This window comes from Microbacterium bandirmense, from assembly GCF_037204185.1.
GTDB classification, from domain to species: domain Bacteria; phylum Actinomycetota; class Actinomycetes; order Actinomycetales; family Microbacteriaceae; genus Microbacterium; species Microbacterium bandirmense.
In genome coordinates this window covers 84948-111694 of record NZ_JBBDGM010000001.1, presented here as the reverse complement: position 1 = coordinate 111694, position 26747 = coordinate 84948, and the positions used below count along the sequence as shown (strand labels likewise).

Annotated in this window: 24 protein-coding genes; 6 read left to right on the top strand and 18 right to left on the bottom strand. The window is 69.4% G+C overall.

What is annotated here, in order from left to right; translation table 11 throughout:
- From WDU99_RS00510 to WDU99_RS00440, 15 genes are all read right to left on the bottom strand, one after another.
- A complete protein-coding gene (locus WDU99_RS00510; protein WP_337330478.1) occupies positions 1-474 on the bottom strand; it encodes a cell division protein SepF in 474 nt (157 codons plus the stop codon).
- Positions 475-518: 44 nt separating this feature from the next.
- Entirely contained in the window at positions 519-1229 is a 711-nt protein-coding gene (locus tag WDU99_RS00505; protein ID WP_337330477.1) for a YggS family pyridoxal phosphate-dependent enzyme, read from the bottom strand.
- Entirely contained in the window at positions 1226-2362 is a 1137-nt protein-coding gene (gene ftsZ, locus WDU99_RS00500) for a cell division protein FtsZ (RefSeq protein ID WP_337330476.1), read from the bottom strand. The genes WDU99_RS00505 and ftsZ overlap by 4 nt, the downstream gene beginning before the upstream one ends.
- Before the next feature lie 163 nt (positions 2363-2525).
- Positions 2526-3356 (bottom strand): cell division protein FtsQ/DivIB, encoded by an 831-nt coding sequence (locus WDU99_RS00495; RefSeq protein WP_337330475.1) that lies wholly within the window; start codon positions 3354-3356, stop codon positions 2526-2528.
- A 163-nt stretch (positions 3357-3519) separates the two neighbouring features.
- Positions 3520-4920 (bottom strand): UDP-N-acetylmuramate--L-alanine ligase, encoded by a 1401-nt coding sequence (gene murC, locus WDU99_RS00490; protein WP_337330474.1) that lies wholly within the window; start codon positions 4918-4920, stop codon positions 3520-3522.
- Between the two features lie 82 nt (positions 4921-5002).
- Positions 5003-6082, bottom strand: a complete 1080-nt coding sequence (locus tag WDU99_RS00485; RefSeq protein ID WP_337330473.1) for a UDP-N-acetylglucosamine--N-acetylmuramyl-(pentapeptide) pyrophosphoryl-undecaprenol N-acetylglucosamine transferase — start codon at positions 6080-6082, stop codon at positions 5003-5005.
- Positions 6082-7344, bottom strand: coding sequence for a peptidoglycan glycosyltransferase FtsW (locus WDU99_RS00480; RefSeq protein ID WP_337330472.1), 1263 nt, complete (start codon positions 7342-7344; stop codon positions 6082-6084). The genes WDU99_RS00485 and WDU99_RS00480 overlap by 1 nt, the downstream gene beginning before the upstream one ends.
- Positions 7345-7359: 15 nt before the next feature.
- The gene (murD, locus tag WDU99_RS00475) at positions 7360-8862 is read right to left on the bottom strand and encodes a UDP-N-acetylmuramoyl-L-alanine--D-glutamate ligase (protein WP_337330471.1); all 1503 of its coding nucleotides are present in this window, start codon (positions 8860-8862) and stop codon (positions 7360-7362) included.
- On the bottom strand, positions 8859-9959 hold the full coding sequence (gene mraY, locus WDU99_RS00470; RefSeq protein WP_337330470.1) for a phospho-N-acetylmuramoyl-pentapeptide-transferase: 1101 nt from the start codon (positions 9957-9959) through the stop codon (positions 8859-8861). Before mraY ends, murD begins: the two co-directional genes overlap by 4 nt.
- The gene (locus WDU99_RS00465) at positions 9956-11368 is read right to left on the bottom strand and encodes a UDP-N-acetylmuramoyl-tripeptide--D-alanyl-D-alanine ligase (RefSeq protein WP_337330469.1); all 1413 of its coding nucleotides are present in this window, start codon (positions 11366-11368) and stop codon (positions 9956-9958) included. The genes mraY and WDU99_RS00465 overlap by 4 nt, the downstream gene beginning before the upstream one ends.
- Before the next feature lie 33 nt (positions 11369-11401).
- Positions 11402-13204 carry a peptidoglycan D,D-transpeptidase FtsI family protein gene (locus WDU99_RS00460; protein ID WP_337330468.1) on the bottom strand — a complete coding sequence of 601 codons (1803 nt, stop codon included), beginning with the start codon at positions 13202-13204 and terminating at the stop codon, positions 11402-11404.
- Positions 13205-13240: 36 nt separating this feature from the next.
- Positions 13241-13822 (bottom strand): cell division protein FtsL, encoded by a 582-nt coding sequence (gene ftsL / locus WDU99_RS00455; protein ID WP_337330467.1) that lies wholly within the window; start codon positions 13820-13822, stop codon positions 13241-13243.
- The gene (gene rsmH / locus WDU99_RS00450; protein WP_337330466.1) at positions 13819-14757 is read right to left on the bottom strand and encodes a 16S rRNA (cytosine(1402)-N(4))-methyltransferase RsmH; all 939 of its coding nucleotides are present in this window, start codon (positions 14755-14757) and stop codon (positions 13819-13821) included. The genes ftsL and rsmH overlap by 4 nt, the downstream gene beginning before the upstream one ends.
- A 97-nt stretch (positions 14758-14854) precedes the next feature.
- Positions 14855-15286 carry a division/cell wall cluster transcriptional repressor MraZ gene (gene mraZ / locus WDU99_RS00445; protein ID WP_337330465.1) on the bottom strand — a complete coding sequence of 144 codons (432 nt, stop codon included), beginning with the start codon at positions 15284-15286 and terminating at the stop codon, positions 14855-14857.
- Positions 15287-15536: 250 nt separating this feature from the next.
- Positions 15537-15926: a DUF3040 domain-containing protein gene (locus WDU99_RS00440; RefSeq protein WP_337330464.1), complete on the bottom strand. Its 390-nt coding sequence runs from the start codon at positions 15924-15926 to the stop codon at positions 15537-15539.
- 95 nt (positions 15927-16021) lie between these two features.
- Between WDU99_RS00440 and WDU99_RS00435 the strand changes: the two genes are divergently transcribed.
- A complete protein-coding gene (locus tag WDU99_RS00435; protein ID WP_337330463.1) occupies positions 16022-17101 on the top strand; it encodes a polyprenyl synthetase family protein in 1080 nt (359 codons plus the stop codon).
- On the opposite strand, the gene WDU99_RS00430 is transcribed toward WDU99_RS00435, so the two are convergent.
- Complete coding sequence (locus WDU99_RS00430) at positions 17102-17446, bottom strand: Rv2175c family DNA-binding protein (RefSeq protein WP_337330462.1); 345 nt, start codon at positions 17444-17446, stop codon at positions 17102-17104.
- Positions 17447-17582: 136 nt separating this feature from the next.
- On the opposite strand from WDU99_RS00430, the gene WDU99_RS00425 reads away from it, so the two are divergent.
- The 4 genes from WDU99_RS00425 to sufU all read left to right on the top strand — a co-directional run bounded on the left by WDU99_RS00425 (position 17583) and on the right by sufU (position 22643).
- On the top strand, positions 17583-18809 hold the full coding sequence (locus WDU99_RS00425) for a LysM peptidoglycan-binding domain-containing protein (protein WP_474199787.1): 1227 nt from the start codon (positions 17583-17585) through the stop codon (positions 18807-18809).
- A gap of 99 nt (positions 18810-18908) precedes the next feature.
- Positions 18909-20846 carry a Stk1 family PASTA domain-containing Ser/Thr kinase gene (gene pknB, locus WDU99_RS00420; protein WP_337330460.1) on the top strand — a complete coding sequence of 646 codons (1938 nt, stop codon included), beginning with the start codon at positions 18909-18911 and terminating at the stop codon, positions 20844-20846.
- A gap of 55 nt (positions 20847-20901) precedes the next feature.
- Complete coding sequence (locus WDU99_RS00415) at positions 20902-22200, top strand: aminotransferase class V-fold PLP-dependent enzyme (protein WP_337330459.1); 1299 nt, start codon at positions 20902-20904, stop codon at positions 22198-22200.
- Positions 22200-22643, top strand: a complete 444-nt coding sequence (gene sufU, locus WDU99_RS00410) for a Fe-S cluster assembly sulfur transfer protein SufU (protein WP_337330458.1) — start codon at positions 22200-22202, stop codon at positions 22641-22643. Before WDU99_RS00415 ends, sufU begins: the two co-directional genes overlap by 1 nt.
- A 21-nt stretch (positions 22644-22664) precedes the next feature.
- Here sufU and WDU99_RS00405 read toward each other — a convergent pair whose 3' ends face one another.
- Together WDU99_RS00405 and WDU99_RS00400 are read right to left on the bottom strand one after the other, a co-directional pair.
- Positions 22665-24002 carry a class II 3-deoxy-7-phosphoheptulonate synthase gene (locus tag WDU99_RS00405; RefSeq protein WP_337330457.1) on the bottom strand — a complete coding sequence of 446 codons (1338 nt, stop codon included), beginning with the start codon at positions 24000-24002 and terminating at the stop codon, positions 22665-22667.
- 60 nt (positions 24003-24062) lie between these two features.
- Positions 24063-24755 carry a lysophospholipid acyltransferase family protein gene (locus tag WDU99_RS00400; protein WP_337330456.1) on the bottom strand — a complete coding sequence of 231 codons (693 nt, stop codon included), beginning with the start codon at positions 24753-24755 and terminating at the stop codon, positions 24063-24065.
- 117 nt (positions 24756-24872) lie between these two features.
- Between WDU99_RS00400 and WDU99_RS00395 the strand changes: the two genes are divergently transcribed.
- Positions 24873-26699 carry an AMP-dependent synthetase/ligase gene (locus WDU99_RS00395; protein ID WP_337330455.1) on the top strand — a complete coding sequence of 609 codons (1827 nt, stop codon included), beginning with the start codon at positions 24873-24875 and terminating at the stop codon, positions 26697-26699.
- Positions 26700-26747 lie beyond the last annotated feature (48 nt).

The following is a 26747-nucleotide window of genomic DNA, read 5'->3' as shown; positions in this document are numbered from 1 at the left end:
TCAGGAGTCGAACGAGGCGGATTCCGCCTGCGCGATGCCGCCCTCACCGGACACCGCGATGTTCTCGGGCGAGAGCAGGAACACCTTGCTCGTCACCCGCTCGATCCGGCCGTACAGCCCCAGCGACAGGCCACTGGCGAAGTCGATAAGCCGGCGCGCATCCGCGTCGCTCATCTGCGACAGGTTGATGATCACCGGAACGCCGTCGCGGAAGTTCTCGGCGATGATCTGCGCGTCACGGTACTGCTTCGGGTGCACCGTGAGGATCTCGTTGACGGCGCCCGCGGCGGGCTGACGCACCGCGGTGGGGCGGCGCAGCGGCGTGACGGGGGCCGGTGCCGGCTCCTCACGCTCACGCTCGCGGTCGCGCTCACGGGTGGCACGGGCGGGAGCCTGAGCGACTTCCTCCTCGTAGACCTCTTCCTCATCGGCGAGGCCGAGATACACCATGGTCTTCTTCAGCGGGTTACCCATCGTGTCCTCCGGTTCGAACTTTGCGGGCTGGTCTGGTTGAAAGGCTAACCCCGGGCGGGGCGTGGTCCTGTGATTGCCGAGCCGATCCGCAGGTGTGTCGCACCCGCGTGGATGGCCTCGACGAAGTCGCCGGTCATGCCTGCCGAGACCCAGGTCGCGCTCGGCGCGAGACGTCGGATGCTGTCGGCCACCGCACTCAGGCGAGCGAAGGCCGCAGCAGGCTCCTCGTCCAGCGGCGCGACCGCCATGACCCCGCGCAGGCGCAGGGAGTCGAGCCCCAGCACGTGCTCGGCCAGCTGCTCCGCCTCGGCGATGTCGGCGCCGCCCCGACCGGCGTCACGCGTGAGGTTGACCTGCACGAGCACGTCGCAGACCTCGTCGCCGTCGGCTGCGCGGTGCAGCGCATCGGCGAGGCGCACGCGATCGACCGAGTGCACGACGTCGGATGCCCGGCGGATGGCGGCGGCCTTGTTCGTCTGCGCCTGCCCGATGAAGTGCCAGCGCAGCGGTGACCGGCCGTCGGATCCCCCGGCGTGCTGCGCAGCCTCCTCGACGGCGGCGCGCTTCGCGGTGAGCTCCTGCTGCCTGTTCTCGCCGACGTCGGTCACGCCGAGGGCACGCAGCTCGCTCACCAGCGAGGCCGGATGGAACTTGGTGACGACGATCCGGGTGATCTCCCCGGGATCGCGTCCCGCCTGGCGCGCGGCGTCGGCGATGCGATCATCGATCGCCGACAGCCGCGCTGCGAGGCTCACTTCAGGAACTCGGGGACGTCGATGTCGTCGTCGGCGAAAGCCGGCTCGAGGCTGGTCGTGACCGGAGCGGATGCCGCGGGCTTGGGCGCCTCGACCTTGGCATCCTCGGTCTCGTCCAGCCGCACCTCGGGCAGCGAGGCGGCCGCCGAGCGCTCGACGATCATCGGCTCCAGACGCGGGGCTGGCTCGCCGCCGTCGAATCCGGCGGCGATCACGGTGACGCGCACCTCGTCGCCGAGGGTGTCGTCGATCACCGTTCCGAAGATGATGTTCGCCTCGGGGTGCGCCGCCTCCTTGACGAGGTCGGCGGCATCGTGGATCTCGAAGATGCCGAGGTTCGATCCACCCTGGATCGACAGCAGCACGCCGTGGGCTCCCTCGATGGACGCCTCGAGCAGAGGCGATTCGACGGCGAGCTCGGCGGCCTTGATGGCGCGGTCGGCACCGCGCGCCGAGCCGATGCCCATCAGGGCCGATCCGGCCCCCTGCATCACGGACTTCACATCGGCGAAGTCGAGGTTGATCAGACCCGGCGTGGTGATGAGGTCGGTGATGCCCTGCACACCGGCGAGCAGCACCTGGTCGGCCGTGGCGAACGCCTCGATCATCGAGATGCCGCGGTCGCTGATCTCGAGGAGCCGGTCGTTGGGCACCACGATGAGGGTGTCGACCTCTTCCTTGAGCTTTGCGACGCCGGTCTCCGCCTGGCTCTGGCGGCGTCGTCCTTCGAACGAGAACGGCTTGGTGACGACACCGATCGTCAGGGCGCCGATCGACTTGGCGATGCGTGCGACGACGGGGGCGCCACCGGTGCCCGTTCCACCGCCCTCCCCGGCCGTGACGAAGACCATGTCGGCGCCGGTGAGCGCCTGCTCGATCTCTTCGGCGTGGTCCTCGGCGGCGCGTCGGCCGACTTCGGGGTCGGCACCGGCGCCGAGTCCGCGGGTGAGCTCGCGTCCGACGTCGAGCTTGATGTCGGCGTCGCTCATGAGCAGCGCCTGCGCATCGGTGTTGACGGCGATGAACTCGACTCCTCGGAGCCCGAGCTCGATCATGCGGTTGACGGCGTTGACGCCGCCACCGCCGACGCCGACGACCTTGATCACGGCGAGGTAGTTCTGGTTCTGGCTCATGGCCGGCCTCCGTTATTCGAGCCTGACGTGGGATAAACCTTAAACCTCAACAAGAGGGTTAAACTGTTTCCCGGTATTGCGTTCTCGAGATCGACGGTATGCGCAAGCCGCGCACGAGCGTGCAACGACACGGCGTGTCGCCGCGATCCCCGATCAGGTCGGCTCAGCCGGCCACCGGAACGGTCGGCGAGGACACGTCGAAGGTACGCGAATCGGGCGTCGCCGCGATCAGGCGCACCAGCACCTCGGCCTTGCGCACCGAGTCGCCCTCGCCGCCCCAGATCACCGTCTTGCCGTCGCTCGTGGTGAAACTGACGTCGTCGCCAGACGACGCGCGCACCACTGTGACCGTCGCGCGCAGATCGGCCGGCAGCGACCGCATCACCAGCCCCGCACTGCGGAACGCCGGTGAATCGATGCCGCCCGAGATGTCGAGCCGCGGCTGCCCCTCCGGCTGCTCCGGCGTCGTCGACAGCACCACACCGGCGGCATCGACGAGCGAGAAGCCGGCGTCGGAGCGGATCACGCCGATCGGTGTGCGCTCGACGATCCGCACCACCAGCTCGTGCGGAGGACGCGCCTCAAGGGCGTAGTTCTCGATCATCGGGAACTCCGTCAGCGCCGACTTCACCGCACCGGCATCCACCAGTGCCAGGGGTGAGCCGATCTGTCCCTGCAGCGCCTGCTCGACCAGGGCCGGGTCGATCGTCTTCGCACCGGCGACCGTGATCTCACGGACGGCGAACAGCGGGCTGTACGCCGCGACGACGCTGCCCAGCACCAGCAGCACGACGGCTCCTACCGCCCCGAGCCAGATGTTCCGGCGACGACGCGAACGCGACGTGAACCGGCGGATCTCTGCGCGCAGCGCCTTCCGTCGCGCACGGGCGGCCCGCCACACCTCGCTGCTGCGCACCGCAGCATCCGACTCCACCGCAGCATCCGAATCAACCGCAGCGACTGAGACCGCCTCGACCACATCATCGGCGATCACGTCGGTCTCCGCCTCCGGGACGGCGCTGCTCGTCTCGGTCTCCGGACCGGATCCCTCGCCGCGCGACGGCGTCCGGCGTCCCCGACGCCCACCGTCGTGATCGGCGGCCGCGCCCCGAGCGGGCTCGTCCGCCGATGCCGGGAGCGGTGCCGGGCGTCGCACGTCAGACCTCGCGCGTGCGCCGGAGGGCGTCGAGCACCTGCGGGATGATCTGGTACACGTTGCCGCAGCCGAGCGTGACGACGTAGTCGCCGTCGCGCGCGACCCGCGCCGTGTAGTCGGCCGCCGCCTGCCAGTCGGGGACGTAGTGCACGTGCGCCGGATCGGCGAAGGCACCGCTGACCAGCTCGCCGGTGACGCCGGGAACGGGATCCTCGCGCGCGCCGTACACGTCGAGCATGACCGTGTGATCGGCGAGCTCCTCGAGCACCTCGGCGAACTCGCGGTACATGTGCTGGGTGCGCGAGTAGGTGTGGGGCTGCTGGATGGCGATGACCCGGCCTCCGCCTGCGACGCCGCGCATCGCCTCGAGCGCCGCGCGCACCTCGGTGGGGTGGTGCGAGTAGTCGTCGTAGACGTGCACGCCGCGCGCCTCGCCGTGCAGCTCGAGACGCCGCACCGTGCCGGCGAAGCCCTCGACGGCGCGCACGGCATCGGTCAGCGCGTGCCCGAGGGTGATCAGCACAGCCACGACGCCCGCGGCGTTGATCGCGTTGTGCGCGCCGGGAACAGCCAACTGCATCCGCACCGACGCACCCTCGTACGTGAGCGTCGCCGCGACACCGCCCGCGGTGTCGATATCGGTCAGCCGCACATCGGCATCCTCTGCCTGACCGAAGGTCACCACGTGCGCGTGGCTCAGCCCTGCGTGCACGCGCTGGGCACCCTCGTCGTCGCCCGAGATGACGACGGCCTCGCCGGCCTCGTCGCCGAATCGCACGAACGCGTCGTAGAACGCGTCCTCCGAGGCGAAGAAGTCCAGGTGGTCGGGGTCGACGTTGGTGATCAGCGCGACCGCCGTGTCGTACAGCAGGAACGTGCCGTCGGATTCGTCGGCCTCGATCACGAACAGCTCATCCGAACCGGTGGCGCTCGAGACGCCGAGCTGCTCGATGACACCGCCGTTGACGAAGCTGGGGTTCGCGTCCAGCGCCTGCAGCGCGGTCACCAGCATGCCCGTCGAGCTGGTCTTGCCGTGTGCACCCGCCACCGACACCAGTCGGCGGTCGCCGATCAGCCAGTGCAGCGCCTGCGAGCGGTGGATGACGTGCAGTCCACGCTGCTTGGCGGTGACGAACTCAGGGTTCTCTGGCCAGATCGCGCCGGTGTGCACCACCGTGTCGGCGTCACCCAGGTGCGCCGCATCGTGTCCGACGTACACGGTCGCCCCTGCCTCGGCGAGAGCGCGCAGAGCGGCGCTGTCGGAGCGGTCCGAGCCGGAGACGCGGATGCCCGCATCGAGGAACATGCGGGCCAGTCCGCTCATGCCGGAGCCGCCGATGCCGATGAAGTGCGCCGAGGTGATCGTCTCGGGGATGGGAAGGGTGAGGTCGGGTCTGATCATTTGGTTCCAGTTTAGATGTGAGCGTTTCGTCACTTCGACTCGCCACGCTCGCTCAGCACATCGCTCGCCTTTTGCGGCTCGCTCAACGACCGGGGGCTGCGAGGGCGCGATCGATCAGGGCGACCAGGTCTTCCGTGCCCGTGCGCGTGCCGACGCCGCGCGCCGCATCGGCCATGGCTGTGATGCGCGCCTCGTCGCCCAGCAGCGGCACGATATGGCTGCGCACCGCGTCGCCGTCGAAGGTCGCATCGTCCAGCAGCAGCGCAGCCCCGGCGGAGACGGCGGATGCCGCGTTCAGGCGCTGTTCGCCGTTGCCGACCGCGTACGGCACGTAGACCGCCGGCAGCCCGAGTGCACTGATCTCGCTGACCGTCGCCGATCCCGAGCGCGAGACGATCAGGTCGGCGAGGGCGAAGGCGAGATCCATGCGATCGATGTAACGGCGCTGCGTGTAGCCCGCGACCCCGGGATCGACCAGGTCACTGCGCTCGCCGGTGGCATGCAGCAGCTGCCAGCCCGCCGCCAGCACATCGCCCCAGGCGTCCGCGAACGCGGCGTTCAGGCGCAGCGCACCCAGCGAGCCGCCGAAGACCAGCAGCACAGGGCGCCCCGGGTCGAGTCCGAACTCGGCCGCCGCGGCGGCGCGGTTCGCGGCGCGATCGAGCTCGACGACCTCACGGCGCAGCGGCATGCCGACAACCTCGCCGCCGCGCAGCGGCGTGCCCTCGAACGCGACGCCGACGGCGGCGGCGCGCCGCGCCCCCAGCACGTTCGCGAGCCCCGGCTTGGCGTTGGCCTCGTGCACGACGAAGGGCACCTTCTCGCGACGTGCCGCGACATAGGCCGGAGCCGCCGCGTAGCCGCCGAAGCCGACCACGACATCGACGTCGTGCTCGCGGATGTGCGCCCGCACCTGGCCCACCGCGCGCTGGAAGCGCACCGGGAAGGCCGCGGCAGCGCGGTTGGGACGGCGCGGGAACGGCACCTTGTCGACGATGAGCAGCTCATAGCCGCGCTCGGGCACCAGCCGGGATTCGAGGCCCTCGGCCGTGCCGAGGACGAGCACGGTGTCGCCGTCGCGCTCACGCAGCAGATCGGCTACCGCAAGCAGCGGATTGACATGGCCGGCGGTGCCTCCGCCGGCCAGAAGATAGGTAGGCACTAGGCGACCCTACCCCGTTCGGCCGGGCGCCGACCGGCCGCAGCACGACCGGCTCCAGACCGTCTCGGGGCCGCCTGACCTGGTACCGGCATCGTGCGGGCGAAGGCCAGCAGCACACCGCACGCCATCAGCACCGACAGCAGCGCGGTGCCACCCTGCGACATGAACGGCAGCGGCACGCCCATCACGGGGAAGACACGCAGCACGACGCCGATGTTGATCAGCGCCTGGCCGATGACCCAGACGACGATGCCGCCGGTGGCGACGCGGATGAACGGGTCGTCGGTCTTGCGGATGATGTGGAACGCGCCCACCGAGAACGCACCGAACAGCGCCAGCACGAGCAGGCAGCCGATCAAGCCGAGCTCCTCCCCCACGATGGCGAAGATGTAGTCGTTCGCCGCAGCGGGCAGCCAGCCGTACTTCTCCTGCGAGTTGCCGAGGCCCACCCCGAAGACGCCGCCGTTGGCCATGCCCCAGACGGCGTGCGCGGGCTGGTAGCACTCATCGGTGATGTCACACGCCGACGGGTTCAGCGCCGAGAGGATGCGCGTCATGCGGTTCTCGCTCGAGAGTGCGTAGAACAGCACGCCGACGATGCCCGCCAGCAGCGGCAGGATGAACAGCCGCAGTTTCACCCCCGAGAAGAACAGACAGCCGAGCACGATCAGCACGAGCACCATCGCGGTGCCGAGGTCGTGACCGCCGATCACGGTGCCGATCACCAGGATCGAGATGGGCACGACGGGGATGAACACGTGGTGCCAGATGCCGAGCCTGGCCTGCTTGCGCAGCAGCACGAAAGCGATCCACAGCACGAGGGCGAGTTTGAGGAACTCCGAGGGCTGCATCTGGAATCCGGCGATCTTGATCCAGTTCGTGTTGCCGTCCGACGACACCCGCAGTCCCGGTACGAAGATGAGCAGCTGCAGCGCCGTGGCCGCGATCAGAGCCGGCCACGCGATCCTGCCGAGGAACTTCACCGGCAGGCGGCTCACGAGCAGCATGAGCGGGATGCCGATGAGCGCGAACACCCCCTGCTTCATGGCGGCGTCGAACGGCGTGACCGGATCGGCGCTGGTGGCGGAGAACACCATGACCAGGCCGAAGAGCGTCAGCAGCGTGGCCGTCGAGGCGATGAGGATGAACTCGGTCGACGGGGGCGTGAAGAGCCGCCCCAGCGACACCCGTGCGGCGAGGCCGCGGCCGGAACCCGGGGACGGCGTATTGTCAGCGCGCGGTGGGTGAGACGTCTGTGTCATCCGCCCCTCCTTCGCCTACGATCCGGCCCGCTCGATCCATGTGCGCACCGCCTGTGCGAAGCGCTCTCCCCTGTCTGCGTATCCGGTGAACTGATCGAAGGATGCCGCAGCGGGAGCCAGCAGCACTGTCCCCTCACCGTCGACGGCCTCGATCGCCAGTTGCACGACGCGATCCATGACGTCTTCAGTGTCACCGGGGATCACCTCGAACACGGGCACAAGGGGCGCGTGTCGCCGGAATGCCGTGAGGACGGGCTCGCGGTCGGTGCCGATGATGACGGCCGCCGCGACCGATGTGCCTGCCCCGCCGATCAGCTCTGAGAGGTCGACGCCCTTCAGGTCGCCGCCGACGACCCACACCGCGCCGGGGTGCGCCTGAAGCGACGACGCCGCGGCGTGCGGGTTGGTCGCCTTCGAGTCGTCGATGAAGCGGATGCCGCGGTGCTCGGCGATCAGTTGGATGCGGTGTGCATCCAGTGTGAAGGTCTGCAGCGCGTCGTGGATCGCCACCGGGTCGACCCCCAGCGACCGGGCCAGCGCGGACGCGGCGAGGATGTTCTGCACGATGTGCGGTGCCGACAGGCCCACCTCGCGCAGCTCGGCGACCGTGGTCAGCTCCAGTGCGCTGTTGCGGCGGTCGTCGAGGAACGCGCGGTCGGCGAGGATGCCGTCGACGACTCCCAGATCGCTGGGACCGGGGGTGCCGAGGTCGAACCCGATCGCCCTGGCGCCCTCGATGACGTCGGCTTCCTCGACCATTCGCCGGGTCGCCGCATCAGCCTTGTTGTACACGCAGGCGACCCTGGTGTTGCGGTAGACGAACGCCTTCGCCGCGCGGTAGGCCTCGGCGCTGCCATGCCAGACGAGATGGTCGTCGGCGAGGTTGAGGCAGGTGGCCGCGTGCGGGGACAGCTGCCCGGCGGGCTCGGACTGTCCGATGTACCAGAGCTGATGGCTGGACAGCTCCACCACGAGCACGTCGAAGCCACCAGGGTCGCGCACGGCATCGAGCACGGGCACGCCGATGTTGCCGCACGGCGCTGCGCGCAGCCCGCCTGCGTTCAGCAGCGTGGCGGTGATCTGCGTGGTCGTGGTCTTGCCGTTGGTGCCGGTGATCAGCACCCAGTCGGCGGGGGTGCCGTCGGCGCGCACGACCTTGTCGCGCACGCGCCAGGCGAGCTCGACGTCGCCCCACAGCGCGATGTCGCTCTGCTGCGTCCAGCGGATGATCGGATGCGAGGGCGCGAAGCCCGGCGAGGCGATGACCACTTCAGGGTCGAAGGCGCGCAGCGCCTCGGGCACCTCGTCGAGAGGACCGAGCTCGAGACGTGCGCCGATGATGGGCACCAGCCGCGCGTACTCCTCCGAAGCCCCCTCCGACAGCACGAGCACCTCTGCACCCAGCTCGGTGAGCGTGTCGGCCACCGAGAAGCCGGTCACCGACAGGCCCAGCACCGCGACGCGCAGCCCCGACCAGTCGGCGTGCCAGCTCGTGAGGGAGTCCAGCCGCGCGCTCATACCTGGATCAGCCAGTCGACGTAGAACAGGCCGACGGCCGAGACTGCGAGCAGGCCCGCGATGATCCACAGTCGCACGACGATCGTGACCTCGGCCCACCCGCGCATCTCGAGGTGGTGGTGGAAGGGGCTCATCAGGAAGAGTCGCTTGCCGCGGGTGATCTTGAAGTAGGCGCGCTGCAGGATCACCGAGCCCGAGGACAGCACGAAGATACCGGCGATCACCAGCAGCAGCAGCTCGGTGCGGGTCAGGATCGCCATCGCGGTGATCACACCGCCGATGGCCATCGAGCCGACGTCTCCCATGAACACCTTCGCCTTGGGCGCGTTCCACCACAGGAATCCGATGAGGCCGCCGGCGAAGGCGGCCGACACCGTGGCGAGGTTCAGCGGCTCGCGCACCTCGTAGCATCCGGCCATGGTCATCGCCTGTCCCACGCACGACTGCTTGAACTGCCAGAACGCGATCAGGCTGTAGGCGCCGACGACGAACACCCCGGCACCCGCCGCGAGCCCGTCGAGGCCGTCGGTGAGGTTCACGCTGTTCGACGTGGCGACGCCGATGACCGAGATCCAGATCAGGTAGAGGATCCAGCCGAGAATCGTGCCGAAGGCGAAGAGGTTCAGCCACGGGATGTCACGGAACAGCGACACGTACCCGCTCGCCGGGTACTGTCCCAGCCGGTTGGGGAAGTTCAGCGCCACGACGCCGAACGGGATCAGCACGAGCAGCTGACCGACGATCTTGCGCCAGCCCGAGAGGCCGAGGCTGCGCTGGCTGCGCACCTTCATGTAGTCGTCGATGAACCCGACCGCGCCGAACCCGACCATCAGCCACAGCACGAGCACGGCGGAGAGCGCCGGTGTCGTGCCGCCGAAGAACGTGCCGGCGAAGTAGCCGATGACGGTGCCGACGATGAAGATCACGCCGCCCATGGTCGGCGTGCCGCGCTTGGCCTCGTGGCTGGGGTTGGCGATGTCTTCGGGCGTGCGGATGACCTGTCCCCACCCGATCCTGCGGAAGACCTTCAGGAACACGGGGGTCAGGAAGAGGGTGAAGGCGAGCGAAATCGCCGTCGCCATGAGCAAGGACCTCACGAGAAGAATTCTCCCAGACGATCGCCGAGATGCCGGAGCCCGACGGAGTTGGACGACTTCACCAGCACGCGATCCCCCTCGCGCAGTTCGGTCTTCAGATAGTCGAAGGCGGCATCCTGATCCGGCAGGTGCACCGCCTCGCTGTCCCATGATCCCTCGCCGACGGCGGCGAGGTAGAGACGACGCGCTTCGGGGCCGACGACCACGATGCGCGCGATGTTCAGCCGCACGGCGAGCAGACCAACGCGGTCGTGCTCCTCTCCGGCGGTCTCACCCAGTTCACTCATGGCACCCAGTACCGCCACCGTGCGCTCCTGCGGTCCGCTGATCTGCGCAAGCGTCCGCAGCGCGGCGGCCATCGAGTCGGGGCTGGCGTTGTAGGCGTCGTTGATGATCCGAACGCGATCGCTCCCCAGGGGCTGCATGCGCCACCGCTCGGCGATCTCGACGGTCTCGAGGCGGGCGATGGCCGATGCCGCGGGCACGCCCAGCACCCCCGCCGCGGCGATGGCCGCCAGTGCGTTGGTCACGTGGTGGGCACCCAGCACCTTCAGCCGCAGCGGTGCGCGCTCCCCAGCGACGACGATCGTGCACGAGGTGCCGGTGGCGGTGACCTCGACGTCCTCGGCGCGCACGGCGGCATCCGGGCTCTGACCGAACCCGACCACCGACATGCCGCGCCGCTCCGCGATCTCGCGCATCGCCCATACGCGCGGGTCGTCGCTGTTGAGCACCGCCGCACCGTCGGCACGCGCCGCGGTGACCAGCTCGGACTTCGCGCGAGCCGTCGCCTCGATGCCGCCGAAGCCGCCGGCGTGCGCCAGGCCCACCATCAGCACGACCGAGACGTCTGGAGTCACCAGGCCGGCGAGGTGCGCGATGCTGCCGGGACCGGCGGCGCCGAACTCGCTCACGAGGTAGCGGGTGCTCTCGGTCAGGCGCAGCATGGTCAGCGGTGCACCGACCTCGTTGTTGTACGAGCGCACCGGCGCCACCGTCTCGCCCTCATCTTCGAGGATGCGGGCGAGGAAGTTCTTGGTGGTGGTCTTGCCGTTCGACCCCGTGATGCCGACGACCTTCAGGTGCCCCGCGGCGCGCACGCGCGCGACGACCTCGCGGGCGAGATCGGCGAGGGCCGCGACCGCGTCGGCGACGACGATCTGGGTGACCTCGACATCCACCGGGTGCTCGACGATCGCGAGCACCGCGCCGGCGTCGACCGCCGCGCCCACGAAGCGGTGTCCGTCAGTGGTCTCACCCGGCTTGGCGACGAAGACCGATCCGGCCGTCATCTCGCGGGAGTCGGTGTCGACCGAGCCGTCGACGAGGGTGTCGGCGGTGTCAGCACCGACAAGGTGCAGTTCACCGTCGAGGATCTCGGCGATCTCGGCGAGCGACAGGGCGATCATGTGGCATCTCCATGCGCGGCGGAGGATCGCCGGCTAGTCGAATTTCGGGAGCAGCTCATCCATCGGCTGCGACGAGGGGGCGACCTTGTACGTCTTCAGCACCTGCGTCATCGCCTTCTGGAAGGCGCTGGCGGTGGCCGCGGAACTCCTAATCTTAGTCGGCTCGTCGAGAGTCACCAGCACGACGTACTGTGGATCCTCGATCGGCGCGATGCCGGCCATGTTCGTGAAGTAGATGCCCGCCTTATAGCCGCCCTTGCCGTCGGGCTTCTGCGCCGTACCGGTCTTCATCCCGATGCGGTAGCCGGGCACCTCGACGGCATCGGCGAGTCCGCCCTGGACCGCGACGTTCTCCAGCATCCGCCGCACCTCGGTCGCAGTCTTCTCGGAGACGATCCGCTCGCCGTCCGGGGTGGCAGCCTTGGTGACGGTGCCGTCGGCCGCGGTGCACGACTCGACCAGCGACAGCGGGATCTTCTCGCCGTCGTTCGCCAGCGCCTGGTACGCACCGGCGATCTGCGCCGGTGTGACGGTGAACGCCTGGCCGAAGGTGGTCGTGTACAGGGTCTGGTTGTCCCAGGTCGCGGGATCGTGCACCACGCCCTGCTGCTCGGCGGGGAACCCCACTCCGGTCGGCTCGCCGACACCGAACGCTTTCAGGTAGTCATAGCGCGCCTGAGGGGGGATCCTGGTGCCGAACTTCGACAGCGACACGTTCGACGAGTCGATCAGCGCGCCGGCGAACGTGTACTGGTACACCGGGTGCGAGAAGGGGTCGTTGACCACGGCGCCGTTGGGGAACACCTCACGCGATGGTGCCGTGACGGTCGACAGCGGGGTCGCCGCCCCCTCTTCCAGCACCGAGGCCGCGGTGATGGGCTTGAACGTCGACCCGGGCTCGTAGGCGTCCGCGAAGATCTGCGACATCCAGTACTTCTGCGGCACCGAATCGATGTCGTTGGGGTCGACGGTGGGGTACTCGGCCATCGCGCGGATCTTGCCGGTGGCCACCTCGACCACGGTGACCGACCCGGCCTTCGCGCCCTGCTTCTTGGCCTCTTCGGCGATCATCTGCTGCAGGTACCAGTTCAGGTCGCTGTCGATCGTCAGCTGCACGGTGCCGCCGTCCACGGCGGGCGTGGCGCGCTCGCTGCCGGGGATCTTCACGCCACCCTGGCCGCGCAGGTAGGTGACCTCGCCATCGGTGGCCGACAGGCACTGGTCCTGCATCTTCTCGATGCCGTACTGCGCATCACCCGCCCCGTTGAGGAAGCCGACGGCGCTGCCGGCGACCGCCCCGTTCGGGTACACCCGCACCGAGCGCGGGATCATCGCCATGTAGGCGAGGCCCTCGTCGACGACGAGCTCGCGCAGCTGGAGGTACTGCTCGGTCGAGAGTCCGTCAGCGAGTTCGGCGTACTGCGACATGCGGTCCGCAGCCAGCTTGTCCGCGACGATCCCGCGCACGTCGTCGATGCTCTTGCCGACGATCCCGGCGATGCGCTCGCTCGCCTCGTCCCAGGACATCTCGGGCTTCTTCTTCGGGTTCGGCTCCTCTTCGAAGTCCTGGATGAGCTTCGGGTCGAGCTGGGCGTCGTAGACGAGCACGCTGGAGGCGAGCACCGTGCCGTGCTCGTCGACGATGTCGCCCCTCGCACCCGCGATGCGCTGCGTGGTGCCGAGGTTGCCGTCGCCTATGCCCTCTGCCACGTGGTCGTCGGCGTGCACGATCTGGATGTCGACGAGACGGAAGACGAAGGCGCCCAGCACCGCGAGGATGACGGCGAGAGCCGCGACCGTGCGTCGCCGCGACCCGCGGGTGGCTCGTGTCGTCATTCGGGTTCTCCGTCCTGTGTGGAGTCGGCTGTGCGGCTATCGGGTGGTCGGCGACGGCAGTCCGTCGGTGACGGTTGGCGGGAACGCGGGCTCGGACCCGCCGTCATCGGATGCCGCGGCGGCGTCGTCTGCCGGTGTACGGGTCTGCTCGGGGCCGGCGGCCGCAGGTGGGATGAGCAGTGCGTTGCCCACCGAGGTCGCGCCATTGGGATTGACCGTGGAGGCCCAGTCGGCGCCGTCGCCGGCGCCGAGCACGGTGCCGTCACTGAGTCGCAGGTACGACGCCGATCCGGCGACGACCAGTCCGAGCGCGTCCGCCTTGGCGGCCAGCGACTGCGGCGAGCTCAGGCCCACGATCCGCTCGTGCAGCGCCTGCTTCTCGAGACCGAGGTCGTGCTGCTGGCTGGTGAGCTGGGCGAGCACGAAGGCATCCTGGGTGGTCGCGAAGGAGATGCCCAGCTGCGCGGCGCCGATCGCGAGCGCGCCACCGACCGCCAGCGCCGCGTAGGCGACCTTCGGACGGCGCCGAGGGGCGGGCGCGGCGACCGGGCGCAGACGACGCTGCGGGGTCTTGCGCGGGGCCGCGTTCGGCTGCGCGGCTGCCGTCTGCAGGCTCATGACGTCTCCCTCAGCTTCTCGGCGGCGCGCAGCCGCACCGGGATGGCACGCGGGTTGCGCGCCCGCTCGTCGTCATCGGCCAGTTCGGCACCCTTGGTGAGCACTTTGAAGCGCGGGGCGTGCTCGGGCAGTTCCACGGGCAGGCCCGCCGGCGCGGTGGACGAGGACGCCGCCGCGAACGCCTGCTTGACCAGGCGATCCTCCAGCGACTGGTAGGACATGACCGCGATGCGCCCGCCGACCTCGAGTGCGTCCATCGCCGACGGGATGGCGTCGGCCAGCACGCTGAGCTCGGTGTTGACCTCGATGCGCAGCGCCTGGAAGACGCGCTTGGCGGGGTGGCCCGCGCGCTGTGCTGCCGCCGGGGTGGCCGCGACCAGCAGGTCGACCAGCTCTCCGGAGCGGGTGATCGGATGCTGAGCGCGGGCCTCCACGATAAAGCGGGCGTAGCGGCCGGCGAGCTTCTCCTCGCCGTAGCGCTCGAAGATGCGCCGCAGCTGTCCCTCGCTGTACTGGGCGACGATGTCGGCGGCTGTGCGCCCCTTCGTCTGGTCCATGCGCATGTCGAGCGGTGCGTCCTTGGAGTACGCGAAGCCGCGGTCCGCCTCGTCGAGCTGCAGCGACGAGACGCCGAGGTCGAACAGGATGGCCGAAGCCCCCTGGGCGTGCAGCCCGATCTCGTCGTACACGGTGTGCACGAGGGTGACCCGGTCGCCGAAGGGCGCCAGGCGCTCCCCCGCGATGCGCAGTGCGTCGGTGTCGCGATCGAGTCCGATGAGTCGGATGCCGCCGAAGCGCTCGAGGAACGCCTCGGAGTGCCCGCCCATGCCGAGCGTCGCGTCGACGAGCACGGCCCCATCGTGCTGCAGCGCCGGAGCGAGCAGTTCGATGCAGCGCTCGAGGAGCACCGGGGTGTGGATGTCGCGAATGCTCATGATCTTCTTCCCGTGACCTCCGGCTCTGATTCCTCTCCGCTCGACCCGGCACCGGGGAAGTGTGTCGGGGCGGAGCGGCGAGGCATCACAGCCGTGGTCAGAACAATCCGGGAATCACCTCCTGTTCCAGATCTGCGTAGGACTCTTCATTGCTCTCGAGGTAGGCGTTCCAGGCGGCGGCGTCCCAGATCTCGGCGTGGGCGCCGACACCGGTGACGACCAGCTCCTTCTCGAGACCCGCGTACTGGCGCAGGTGCGCCGGCAGCGTGATGCGGTTCTGACTGTCGGGCATCTCGGCGCTGGCGCCGGAGAGGAACATGCGCAGGAAGTCCCGCGCCTGCTTGTTGCTGAGCGGGGCCTGACGGATGCGCTCATGCAGCTGCTCGAACTCGGCCGTGCTGAACACGTACAGGCAGCGTTCCTGTCCGCGGGTGACGACGATTCCGCCGGCGAGGTCCTCGCGGAACTTCGCGGGCAGGATGACCCGGCCCTTGTCGTCGAGCTTCGGCGTATGCGTCCCCAACAGCACCGGTCATCACCCCCCTGCGTCCGGCCACTTCAGGTTGGCACCACTTTACTCCACTTTCCTCCACTTTCGTGTAGCAGTTCTCCCCTATTCCCAGCGACCTCTCCGGTTGGACGACGAACACCCCCGCAATCACAAGGGAGAGCGGGGGTGGAGCGCGGTGGAGGGAAAGTGGAGGACCCGTGGAGGAAACAGGCGCCGAGACGCGAAAAAGCCCGGATGCACAGCATCCGGGCTCTGTCAGTGGATCAGATCAGCGCTCTTCTTGACGGCGATCCCAGCGATCGTTCATCCGATCCATGAAGGACGCGTCGCGGGGCTTGGGTCCGCGCGGGGAGGACTGCGACGGCGTGCCATCGGCGGAGCGTCGCACCGGCGTGAACGCGAGGATGACCCCGCCCAGCATGGCGAGGAACGCGACGACGCCGATGATGATGCTGCCCACGGCGCCCAGCTGCGAACCGAGTGCGACAGCGGCGACCAGGCCGCCGACGCCGATGAGCAGAAGTACGGCCCCGTAGACCAGGTTTCGGTAGCTCAGAGCGCGGTCTCCGGACGGCGCACTGACCACGTCTGCGTCATGCTGAAGGAGATGGCGCTCCATCTCGTCGAGCATGCGCTGCTCTTGTTCGGAAAGAGGCATGTCCAACCCCCTCGGTTCGGTCCTTCCAGTCTAGCCGCGCTCAGCCCTGTCGGCTAGCCGCGCGGGTGCGCAATCCTGCATCTAGGCTGGGAATCGTGTCTCCTTCCCTCGTGGCCGATGCCGTCGCCGTCCGCCTCGGCGGGTTCCTCGATGAGATCCGCGCACGAAGCGCCGACTACGGTCCCGAGGCCACGCTCTTCATCGACGCCGCCGCCGACACGCTGAGCGGCGGAAAGCGACTTCGCGCGCGCTTCTGTCACGCGGGCTGGCTGGCGGCGACCGACAGCACCGACGACACCGTCGCCCCCGACGTGGTCGGCCTGGCCGCAGCCCTGGAGGTCTTCCAATCGGCGGCGCTGGTGCACGACGACCTCATCGACAACTCCGACACGCGACGCGGACGACCCGCGGCTCACCGCGCCCTGGAAGCGGCTCATCGTCGCGCCGGCTGGCACGGCGACGCCGAGGCGTTCGGGCGCTCCTCCGCCGTGCTGCTCGGCGACCTGCTGGTCGCCTGGAGCGACGATCTGCTCGAGCAGACGCTCGCCGGGCATCCGCACGCCGCTGCGACGCGCGCGGAGTACGCCCAGATGCGCCGCGACGTCACCGTGGGCCAGATGCTCGACATCACCGAGGAGTCGGCATGGAGCGTGAGCCCCCCGCAGGCCCTGCTCGAGAGGGCGCTGCGCGTGGCATCGCTGAAATCCGCCCGCTACAGCGTGGAGGAGCCGATCGTGCTCGGTGCCACACTCGCCGGAGGCGGAGATGCGCTCATCGCCGCGCTGCGCGCCTTCGGGCATCCGGTCGGCATGGCGTTCCAACTGCGCGACGACGTGCTCGGCGTGTTCGGCGATCCGGCCGTCACCGGCAAGCCGGCGGGAGACGACCTGCGCGAAGGAAAGCGCACGGCGCTCATCGCGATCGCCCGCGAGCGACTCTCGCCCGACGCGCGCCGCGAGCTGGATGCCGGCATCGGCGACCCGGGATTGTCGGATGCCGATGTCGAGGCGCTGCAGCGGACGATCCGCGCCAGCGGAGCACTCGACCGCATCGAGGGGATGATCGAGGAGTACACGGCGGCCGCAGAACAGGCATTGGCGGCGGCGGGCCTGAACCGGCGCGCGACCGAGGCGCTGAACCTGCTGGCCGGTGCGGCGATCGCCCGCTCGGCCTGATCAGGCGAGAGCGCGTGCGACGCGACGCACCTCGCTCTTGTGCCCGGCGAGCAGGGCCGCGATCGGGGTGCGCCCCAGCGTCTCCTCCTCGGCGAGCAGCCAGTCGATGATCTCGTCGTCCGAGAAGGCGGCATCCTGCATCACGATGACGGTGCCGCGCAGCGACGAGAGCGGACGCCCGTCGACGACGAAGACCGCGGGCACGGCGAATGCGCCGTTGCGGCGGGAGCCGATCAGGTAGCGCTCGTCGAGCAGGCGGCGCACCCGACCGGGCGTTTCATCGAGCGCCTCGGCAAGCTCGGGGATCGTCAGCCAGTCGGAGGTCTCAGGGGCGTTCTCAGGCACCTCTCCACTATCTCATCCCCGTCGCGTGGCCTTCGGCAGCCGTCATCAACAACATCCGTCACATCCGTCACTCCAGTTGACAACGGTTTACAACCGTGTCAGCGTGTCTTCATCGAATCAGGGGGAAATGATTGATATGCGCACTCGCACGATGACCGCTCACCCACGTACGTATGCGCCATCGGTGAGGCTGACGGCGCCCGCTGCCGTGATCGGCACACTCGCCGCCGTACTCACCGTCGCCCCGGCCGAGGCGGAGACACCGGCGCGCGCCACGGCGAAAGCCGGCGACCTGCATCGGCTGACCGTCCCGAGCACCGCCGCCCCCGGCGCAGTCGTGACGCACCAGGTGCGACCGGCCGCGACGGCCACGAAGACCTATACCGTCAAGCCCGGCGATACCGTCTACGCGATCGCCGCCCGCCACGGCCTGCGCACGGCCGACGTGCTCGCCTGGAACGCCCTCTCCTGGCAATCGATCATCTACCCCGGCCAGAAGCTGCGGCTCGGGGCGGGAGCCACCGCCCCGGCACCGAAGCCGCCCGCGGCGTCCACCGGCGCGACCACCGCCACGCACACCGTCGTCCGCGGCGACACCGTCTACGCGATCGCCAAGAAGTACAAGACCTCCGTCGCGGCGATCATCGCCGCCAACGGTCTCGGCGCCTCGGCGATGATCCACCCCGGCCAGAAGCTGCGCATCAGCGGCACGGCCACGCAGGCATCCGCTTCCACGCCGGCACCCAAGGCCTCGGCACCCAAGGCCTCGGCACCGAAGGCGGCCAAGAAGGCCGAGACGCACAAGGTCGTCGCCGGCGACACCCTGTTCGGCATCGCGAAGAAGCACGGCACCACGGTGAGCGTGCTGCTGCAGGCCAACGGTCTCGCACAGGGCAGCATCATCTACCCGGGTCAGACGCTGCGGCTCACCGCTCCCCCGACGTCGCAGCGGTTCACGACGCTCGACTCCACCCAGAAGGCGCACGCCGTGCACATCATCCGCGTGGGCAGGCAGCTCGGCGTGTCCGACCGCGGCATCGCGATCGCCCTCGCGACGGCGATGGTCGAGTCGTCCATGCGCAATCTCGATCACGGCGACCGCGACTCCCTCGGACTCTTCCAGCAGCGCCCCAGTCAGGGTTGGGGGACGCGCGCGCAGATCATCGACGCCGATCGCAGCATCCGCGCCTTCTACGGCGGCAGCTCGGATCCGAACGGACGCACCACCCGCGGCCTGCTCGACATCGCCGGGTGGCAGAACATGGCGTTCACCGATGCGGCGCAGGCCGTGCAGATCTCGGCGTTCCCGCAGAAGTACGGTCAGTGGGAGCAGCAGGCGAACCGCTGGCTCGCCACGCTGTGAGCGCGACACGCCGATGATGCCCCAGTCGTCACCGGATCGAAACCTCACCGGGGTGCGCCGCTGCGCGGGCTCGCCGTCGCTTCTTCATAGACTTCATCTGTGAGTACTCCGCAGGCCGACCCCCTCATCGGGAGGCTTGTCGACGGCAGGTACCGTGTGCGCGCACGCATCGCACGCGGCGGCATGGCGACCGTGTACGTCGCCACCGACATGCGGCTGGAGCGTCGCATCGCCCTCAAGGTGATGCACGCGCACCTCAGCGACGACTCGGCGTTCCAGAGCCGGTTCATCCAGGAGGCCAGGGCAGCCGCCCGCCTGGCCGACCCGCACGTGGTCAACGTCTTCGATCAGGGACAGGACGGCGAGCTCGCCTACCTGGTGATGGAGTACCTTCCCGGCATCACCCTGCGCGAGCTGATGCGCGAGCAGAAGCGTCTGACGATCCCGCAGACCATCACCATCATGGACGCGATCCTGTCGGGCCTGGCGGCCGCGCACGGCGCCGGCATCGTGCACCGCGACGTCAAGCCCGAGAACGTGCTGCTCGCCGAGGACGGCCGCATCAAGATCGGAGACTTCGGGCTCGCCCGCGCCACCACCGCGAACACCGCGACCGGGGCTCAGCTGCTGGGCACCATCGCCTATCTCGCCCCCGAGCTGGTCACCCGCGGCACCGCCGACGCCCGCAGCGACATCTACGCCCTGGGCATCATGCTCTACGAGATGCTCGTCGGCGAGCAGCCCTACCAGGGCGAGCAGCCGATGCAGATCGCGTTCCAGCATGCGACCGAGCAGGTTCCGCGCCCCAGTGTGCGCAACCCCGGTGTGCCCGAGCAGCTCGACGAGCTCGTGCTGTGGGCGACCGAGAAGTCACCAGACGAGCGTCCGCTGGACGCCGGCGCGATGCTCGAGCGGCTGCGTGCGATCGAGCGCGAGCTGGGTGTCACCCCGGTGGTGACGGCGCCCTCCCCCTCGGCGCGCGAGCACGACTCGGGAGCGGTCACGAAGATCCTGCCGGGCGTGGCGACCGTCGACCACTCCGAGGATGCCGCCGTGGGCGTCGACAACGCCGCACGACTGCGGCGCCGAACCACCCGGCGCCGGGCGCGCGGCACCCTGCTGCTTTCGCTGGTGCTGCTGCTGGCCGTCGTCGCCGGCGGTGTCGGATGGTGGTTCGGCTCGGGGCCGGGCTCGCTCATCGCGGTGCCGGCGGTGGCCGGCATGACCTACGAGGATGCCGCGGCCAGGGTCACCGCTGAAGGCCTGGTGCCCGAGCGCAGCGAGCGTGCCTCGGTGGAGGTCGACGCGGGTGCGGTGATCGAGTCGTCGCCCGGCAGCGGTGAGCGTGTCGAGAAGGACAGCACGGTGACCCTCGTGGTCTCGACCGGCCCGGCGCAGCAGACCCTCCCCCACCTCGGCGGAAAGACCGAGCAGGAGGTGCGCGACCTGCTGGCGGCGAGCAACATCAACGTCGAGGAGCAGACCGAGGACTACTTCGCCGATCTCGAGCGCGATCGCGTGCTCAATGTGCGCATCACCCCGCGTGGCAGCGACGAGAGCTACGCCTGCGGTACCGGCTGCGAGGTGTTCGAGGACGACACCGCGCTGATCCAGATGTCGCTCGGGCCGGTTCCCGACGTCACCGGCAAGCCGCTCGACGAGGCCGTGCAGGCGCTGAACGACGTCGGTCTCGAGGTCGCCGAGGAGAAGCCCGAGGAGTTCAGCGATTCGGTCGCGAAGGGCAGCGTCATCGCGCAGACCGTCGAACGTCCGGGCGGTGGCAGCTGGCACCCAGGCGACACGCTGACGTTGACGGTGTCCAAGGGACCGCAGCTGTTCGCCGTGCCCGAAGTGGCCGGGCTGACCCGTGACGAGGCGGTGCAGAAGCTCGAGGACGCCGGGTTCACCGTCGACTTCGCGCCGTTCTGGAGCGGTGTCCCCAACGGGCTGACCGAGGCGCAGGGTACCGATCCGGAGGTCGGCGCCATGCGGGCGAAGGGCACCGAGATCTACATCCAGATCGCGGTCAGCGCCTGACACCCGTCATCGGTTCGACGGCGCACTGCCCCGCCGCGGATGAGAAGCTAGAGGGATGAGCACCGTCCCCCTGACCGAACCCGCGTTGCGCGAGGCCGAGGTCCTGCGCCTGCGCGCGGACTTCCCCATCCTCCAGACGGGGGTGAACGGGCATCCGCTCATCTATCTCGACTCGGGCGCGACCTCGCAGCGCCCGCTGGCGGTGCTCGACGCCGAGCGGTCGTTCGCGTCGACGCTGAACGCCGCCGTGCACCGCGGCGCGCACACCCTGGCATCCGAGGCCACCATCGCGTTCGAGGATGCCCGCACCGCTCTCGCCGAGTTCATCGGCGCCGACGAGGACGAGGTCGTCTGGACCTCCAACGCCACCGAGGCCGTCAACCTCGTCGCCTACTCGCTCTCCAACGCGTCCGCCGGCCGCGGCGGTCCCGAGGCCGACCGGCTGCGGCTCGGACCGGGCGATGAGATCGTGACGACCGAGATGGAGCATCACGCCAATCTCATCCCCTGGCAGGAGCTCGCCGCCCGCACCGGGGCGACCCTGCACGTCATTCCCCTCGACGACCACGGCGCGCTGCGTCTCGACGCCGCCGCCGAGCTGATCGGACCGCGCACCCGCCTGGTGGCCGTCACACACGTCTCCAACGTGCTGGGTGTCATCAACCCCGTCGAGTCGCTGGTGGCCGCCGCGCACGAGGTCGGCGCCCTGGTGCTGCTCGACGCCTGCCAGTCGGCACCGCACCTGCCGCTGGATGTGAAGGCGCTCGGCGTCGACTTCGCCGTGCTGTCCGGACACAAGATGCTCGGCCCCACCGGCATCGGCGCGCTCTACGGGCGTCGCGAGCTGCTCGAGGTCATGCCGCCGTTCCTCACCGGAGGATCGATGATCACGACCGTCACCACGACCGAGGCGGAGTACCTGCCGCCGCCGCAGCGCTTCGAGGCGGGCACGCAGAAGGTGTCGCAGGCGGTCGCGCTGGCGGCGGCCGTGCGGTACCTGCAGGAGGTGGGGATGCCGCGCATCGCCGCGCACGAGGCCGAGCTCGGCGCCCGGCTGGTGGAGGGCCTGTCGGCGATCGACGGCGTGCGCGTGCTCGGCGGCGACATCGACCTCCCCCGGGTCGGCCTGGCGAGCTTCGACGTCGCCGGCATCCACTCGCACGACGTCGGCCAGTTCCTCGACGACACCGGCATCGCCGTGCGCGTGGGGCACCACTGCGCGCAGCCGCTGCACCGCCGGCTGGGTGTGACCTCGTCCACCCGCGCCAGCACCTACCTGTACACCACCCGCGACGAGGTCGATGCGGTCATCGACGGCGTCGCCCGCTGCATCGACTTCTTCCGGAGGGCATGATGGCCTCGCCCGACCTGCAGGGCATGTATCAGGAGCTGATCCTCGATCACTCGCGCACACCGCACGGCTACGGCCTGCGCGGCGAGGTGGCGGCGCAGTCGCACCAGCTGAACCCGACCTGCGGCGATGAGATCACGCTGCAGATGCACGCCGCCGCCGACGGAACGATCGAGGCGGTGGCGTGGGAGGGGCACGGGTGCGCGATCTCGCAGGCATCCGCCTCGCTGTTCGCCGAGCTCGTCGAGGGCCTCGAGGTCACCGACGTCGAGCACCGCATCGCCGTCTTCCGCGAGGCGATGCGCTCACGCGGCAGGATCGAGCCCGACCCAGAGCTGCTCGGCGACGCCGCAGCGCTCGGCGGGGTGTCGAGATACGTCGCCAGGGTGAAGTGCGCGATGCTGGCCTGGGTCGCCGCCGAGGACGCCCTGCGCAAGCTCGGCTGAGCCGAGCCGCAGGGGCACGGGTCAGCGCTTCTCGAGCTCCTCGGCGACGAGGAACGCCAGCTCGAGACTCTGCATGTGGTTCAGACGCGGGTCGCACAGGCTCTCGTACCGCGTGGCCAGACCGGCCTCGTCGATCTGCTCGGAGCCTCCGAGGCACTCGGTGACGTCGTCGCCGGTGAGCTCGACGTGGATGCCGCCGGGGAACGTGCCCACCGCGCGGTGCGCCTCGAAGAACCCGCGCACCTCGTCGACCACATCGTCGAAGCGTCGCGTCTTGTATCCGCTCGGCGTGGTGATGCCGTTGCCGTGCATGGGGTCGGTGACCCACAGCGGAGTCGCCCCGGAGTCCCTCACGGCCTCGAGCAGCGGGGGCAGAGCGTCGCGAATCCTGCCTGCGCCCATGCGCGTGATGAACGTCAGGCGCCCCGGCTCGCGGTGCGGGTCGAGCTTGTCGATCAGCGCGAGGGCCGTCTCGTGCGTCGTGGTGGGGCCGAGCTTGACGCCGATGGGGTTGCGGATGCGCGAGAAGTAGTCCACGTGGGCGCCGTCGAGGTCGCGGGTGCGCTCACCGATCCAGAGGAAGTGCGCCGAGGTGTTGTACGGCGTGTCGGTGCGCGAGTCGATGCGGGTCATCGGACGCTCGTAATCCATCAGCAGGCCCTCGTGCCCGGTGAAGAACTCCACGCGCTTGAGCTCCTCGAAGTCGGCGCCGGCCGCCTCCATGAACTTGATCGCGCGATCGATCTCAGCGGCCATCCGCTCGTAGCGCTGGTTGGCCGGGTTCTGCGCGAAGCCCTTGTTCCACGAGTGCACCTCGCGCAGGTCGGCGAAACCGCCCTGCGTGAAGGCGCGGATGAGGTTCAGCGTCGACGAGGCCATGTGGTAGCCCTGCAGCAGGCGCCCGGGGTCGGCGCGACGCGAGGACTCGGTGAAGTCGTAGCCGTTGACGATGTCACCGCGGTAGGCCGGCAGCGTCACCTCGCCGCGGGTCTCGGTGTCACTCGAGCGGGGCTTGGCGAACTGTCCCGCCATGCGGCCCATCTTCACGACCGGCATCGACGCGCCGTACGTCAGCACGACCGCCATCTGCAGCACCGTCTTGATGCGGTTGCGGATCTGATCGGCGGTCGCACCGGCGAACGTCTCAGCGCAGTCGCCGCCCTGAAGCAGGAACGCCTGTCCCGACGCTGCGCGCGCGAGGCGGGTGCGCAGATTGTCGACCTCACCGGCGAAGACGAGGGGCGGCAGCGCGGCGATCTGCGACGAGACATCGGCCACGTGCTCGGCATCGGGCCACTGCGGCTGCTGCTTGATCGGGAGTGAGCGCCACACGTCGAGGTCGGAGTGCGAGGGAAGCATCGTCCCAGCTTAGCCGTCGGAGGTGGTCGCGATGCGCGCCGTGACGGGGCGAGAGACGCGTCAGCGGGCGGATGCCGAGGGCAGGCGGTCCTTCACGGTGGAGGCGTACACGTCGTCGTACTGCTGGGCGCCGAGACGCTGCAGGGCGATCATGATCTCGTCGGTGACGGCGCGCAGGATGTAGCGGTCGTTCTCCATGCCGGCGTAGCGCGAGAAGTCGAGCGGTTCGCCGATGACGGCGCCGACGCGCATCACGTTGGGGACGCGCTTGCCGATCGGCATCGCGGTGTCGGTGTCGACCATCACCACCGGGATCACCGGCACCTTCGCCTCGAGCGCCATGCGCGCGATGCCGGTGCGACCTCGGTACAGGCGGCCGTCGGGACTGCGGGTGCCCTCGGGATAGATGCCGAGCAGGTCGCCCCGCCCGAGGATCTGCAGACCGGTGTTCAACGACGCTTCGCTGGCCTTGCCTCCTGAGCGGTCGATCGGGATCTGCCCGGTGCCCTTCATGAACACCCTGGTCGCCCAGCCGCGGATCCCCCGCCCGGTGAAGTAATCGCTCTTGGCGAGGAACGACATGGGACGATCCAGCAGCAGCGGCAGGAAGATCGAGTCGGCGAACGAGAGGTGATTGCTCGCCAGGATGGCCGCGCCGGTGGCGGGCACGTTGTCCTGCCCCGTCACCCAGGGGCGGAAGATCGCCTTGACCAGCGGGCCGATCGCCACGTACTTCATCAGCCAGTAGAACATCGTCTCGCAGTCTAGCGTCGCTGCGGGCAACGCGACCGAGTCCCACATGCACTGCGACTCGATTCCATGCCATACACTCGAAGGACTACCCGTCCGACCGGTACCGAAGGAGCTGCCGTGGCCCAGTTCGAAGTCCCCGCGATCGTCCCCGCCGACCCCGAGGCCAATGTCGCCGACCTGCTGGTCGAGCGCGTGCGGCTGACTCCCGATCTCGCCCTCTTCGGAGTTCCCGAAGGCGACGGGTGGCGCAATGTCTCGGCCAAGGATTTCGAGACCGCCGTCATCGCCCTGGCGAAGGGCTTCGTCGCCGCCGGCGTGCAGCCGGGAGAGAAGATCGGCTTCATCGCCCGCACCACCTACGAGTGGACTCTCATCGACTTCGCGCTGTTCTACGCCGGAGCGGTGATGGTGCCGATCTACGAGACCAGCTCGCCCTCGCAGATCCAGTGGATCATGGAGGACTCCGGTGCGACCGCGCTGATCGTCGAGTCCGCCGAGCACTTCACGCGTGCCGACGAGGTGCGCGGCGATCTTCCGCTCGTGCGCGAGATCTGGCAGCTGCACCTGGGCGCGATCGACGCCCTCACCGCGCAGGGCGCGGAGGTGGAGGATGCCGAGATCGAACGCCGCCGCCAGATCGCGAACGGCTCCGACATCGCCACGCTGATCTACACCTCCGGGTCGACCGGCCGCCCGAAGGGCTGCGTGCTCACCCACAGCAACTTCGTGGAGCTCTCGCGCAACTCGGCGAAGGCGCTGGACGCCGTGGTCTCGGCACCGGGCGCCTCGACACTGCTGTTCCTCACCACCGCACACGTCTTCGCGCGCTTCATCTCGATCCTCGCAGTGCACTCCGGGGTGCGCACCGGGCACCAGCCCGACACCAAGCAGCTGCTCCCCGCACTCGGCTCGTTCAAGCCGACCTTCCTGCTCGCGGTCCCCCGCGTGTTCGAGAAGGTGTACAACTCCGCCGAGCAGAAGGCCGAGGCCGGCGGCAAGGGCAAGATCTTCCGCGCCGCGGCCGCCGCCGCCGTCGAGCACTCCAAGCTGCTCGAAGAGGGCAAGAAGGTGCCGCTCGGCCTGCGCCTGAAGTTCGCGCTGTTCGACAAGCTCGTCTACGCCAAGCTGCGCGAGGCGATGGGCGGCAACGTCTCGTACGCGGTGTCGGGATCGGCACCGCTGGGCTCACGCCTCGGCCACTTCTTCCACAGCCTCGGTGTCGTGATCCTCGAGGGCTACGGCCTGACCGAGACGACCGCCCCGGCCACCGTCAACCTCGCCCACAAGTCGAAGATCGGCACGGTCGGCCCCGCGCTCCCCGGCGTCGGCGTGCGTCTCGCCGACGATGGCGAGATCGAGGTCAAGGGCATCAACGTCTTCAAGGAGTACTGGAACAACCCCGAGGCGACCGCGGCCTCGTTCGACGACGGGTGGTTCCGCACCGGCGATCTCGGCAGCTTCGACGCCGAGGGCTTCCTGACGATCACCGGCCGCAAGAAGGAGATCATCGTCACCGCCGGTGGCAAGAACGTCGCACCGGCGGCGCTCGAGGACCCGATCCGCTCGAACCCGATCGTCGGACAGGTCGTGGTGCTCGGCGACCAGAAGCCGTTCATCTCGGCGCTGATCACGCTCGACAGCGAGATGCTGCCGACCTGGCTGGCCAACAACGGGCTGCCGGCCGAGATGTCGCTTGCCGAAGCCAGCCACAACGCCGCCGTGCGCGATGAGGTGCAGCGGGCGATCGACCGCGCGAACAAGACCGTGTCGCGCGCCGAGTCGATCCGCAAGTTCACGATCCTGGGCAGCGAGTGGACCGAGGCGAGCGGGCACCTGACACCGAAGATGTCGATCAAGCGGAACGTCATCCTGCAGGACTTCGCCGGCGAGATCGCCGAGATCTACGACGAGCCGGTGCAGACCACGACGACGCCGCTCGGCTGAGCGCCCGTCCCATGAGAACGGCCCCGCGCGAGCGGGGCCGTTCTCATG

What these genes read in the sequence shown, in the direction of transcription:
- ftsZ (WP_337330476.1), bottom strand. Translation starts at nt 2,362, where the DNA reads ATGAGCCAGAACCAGAACTACCTCGCCGTGATCAAGGTCGTCGGCGTC.
- WDU99_RS00440 (WP_337330464.1), bottom strand. Translation starts at nt 15,926, where the DNA reads ATGCCTCTTTCCGAACAAGAGCAGCGCATGCTCGACGAGATGGAGCGC.
- WDU99_RS00460 (WP_337330468.1), bottom strand. Translation starts at nt 13,204, where the DNA reads ATGACGACACGAGCCACCCGCGGGTCGCGGCGACGCACGGTCGCGGCT.
- murD (WP_337330471.1), bottom strand. Translation starts at nt 8,862, where the DNA reads ATGAGCGCGCGGCTGGACTCCCTCACGAGCTGGCACGCCGACTGGTCG.
- murC (WP_337330474.1), bottom strand. Translation starts at nt 4,920, where the DNA reads ATGATCAGACCCGACCTCACCCTTCCCATCCCCGAGACGATCACCTCG.
- rsmH (WP_337330466.1), bottom strand. Translation starts at nt 14,757, where the DNA reads ATGAGCATTCGCGACATCCACACCCCGGTGCTCCTCGAGCGCTGCATC.
- WDU99_RS00400 (WP_337330456.1), bottom strand. Translation starts at nt 24,755, where the DNA reads ATGTTCTACTGGCTGATGAAGTACGTGGCGATCGGCCCGCTGGTCAAG.
- ftsL (WP_337330467.1), bottom strand. Translation starts at nt 13,822, where the DNA reads ATGAGCCTGCAGACGGCAGCCGCGCAGCCGAACGCGGCCCCGCGCAAG.
- WDU99_RS00425 (WP_474199787.1), top strand. Translation starts at nt 17,583, where the DNA reads ATGCGCACTCGCACGATGACCGCTCACCCACGTACGTATGCGCCATCG.
- WDU99_RS00510 (WP_337330478.1), bottom strand. Translation starts at nt 474, where the DNA reads ATGGGTAACCCGCTGAAGAAGACCATGGTGTATCTCGGCCTCGCCGAT.
- WDU99_RS00465 (WP_337330469.1), bottom strand. Translation starts at nt 11,368, where the DNA reads ATGATCGCCCTGTCGCTCGCCGAGATCGCCGAGATCCTCGACGGTGAA.
- WDU99_RS00415 (WP_337330459.1), top strand. Translation starts at nt 20,902, where the DNA reads ATGAGCACCGTCCCCCTGACCGAACCCGCGTTGCGCGAGGCCGAGGTC.
- WDU99_RS00405 (WP_337330457.1), bottom strand. Translation starts at nt 24,002, where the DNA reads ATGCTTCCCTCGCACTCCGACCTCGACGTGTGGCGCTCACTCCCGATC.
- WDU99_RS00480 (WP_337330472.1), bottom strand. Translation starts at nt 7,344, where the DNA reads ATGACACAGACGTCTCACCCACCGCGCGCTGACAATACGCCGTCCCCG.
- sufU (WP_337330458.1), top strand. Translation starts at nt 22,200, where the DNA reads ATGGCCTCGCCCGACCTGCAGGGCATGTATCAGGAGCTGATCCTCGAT.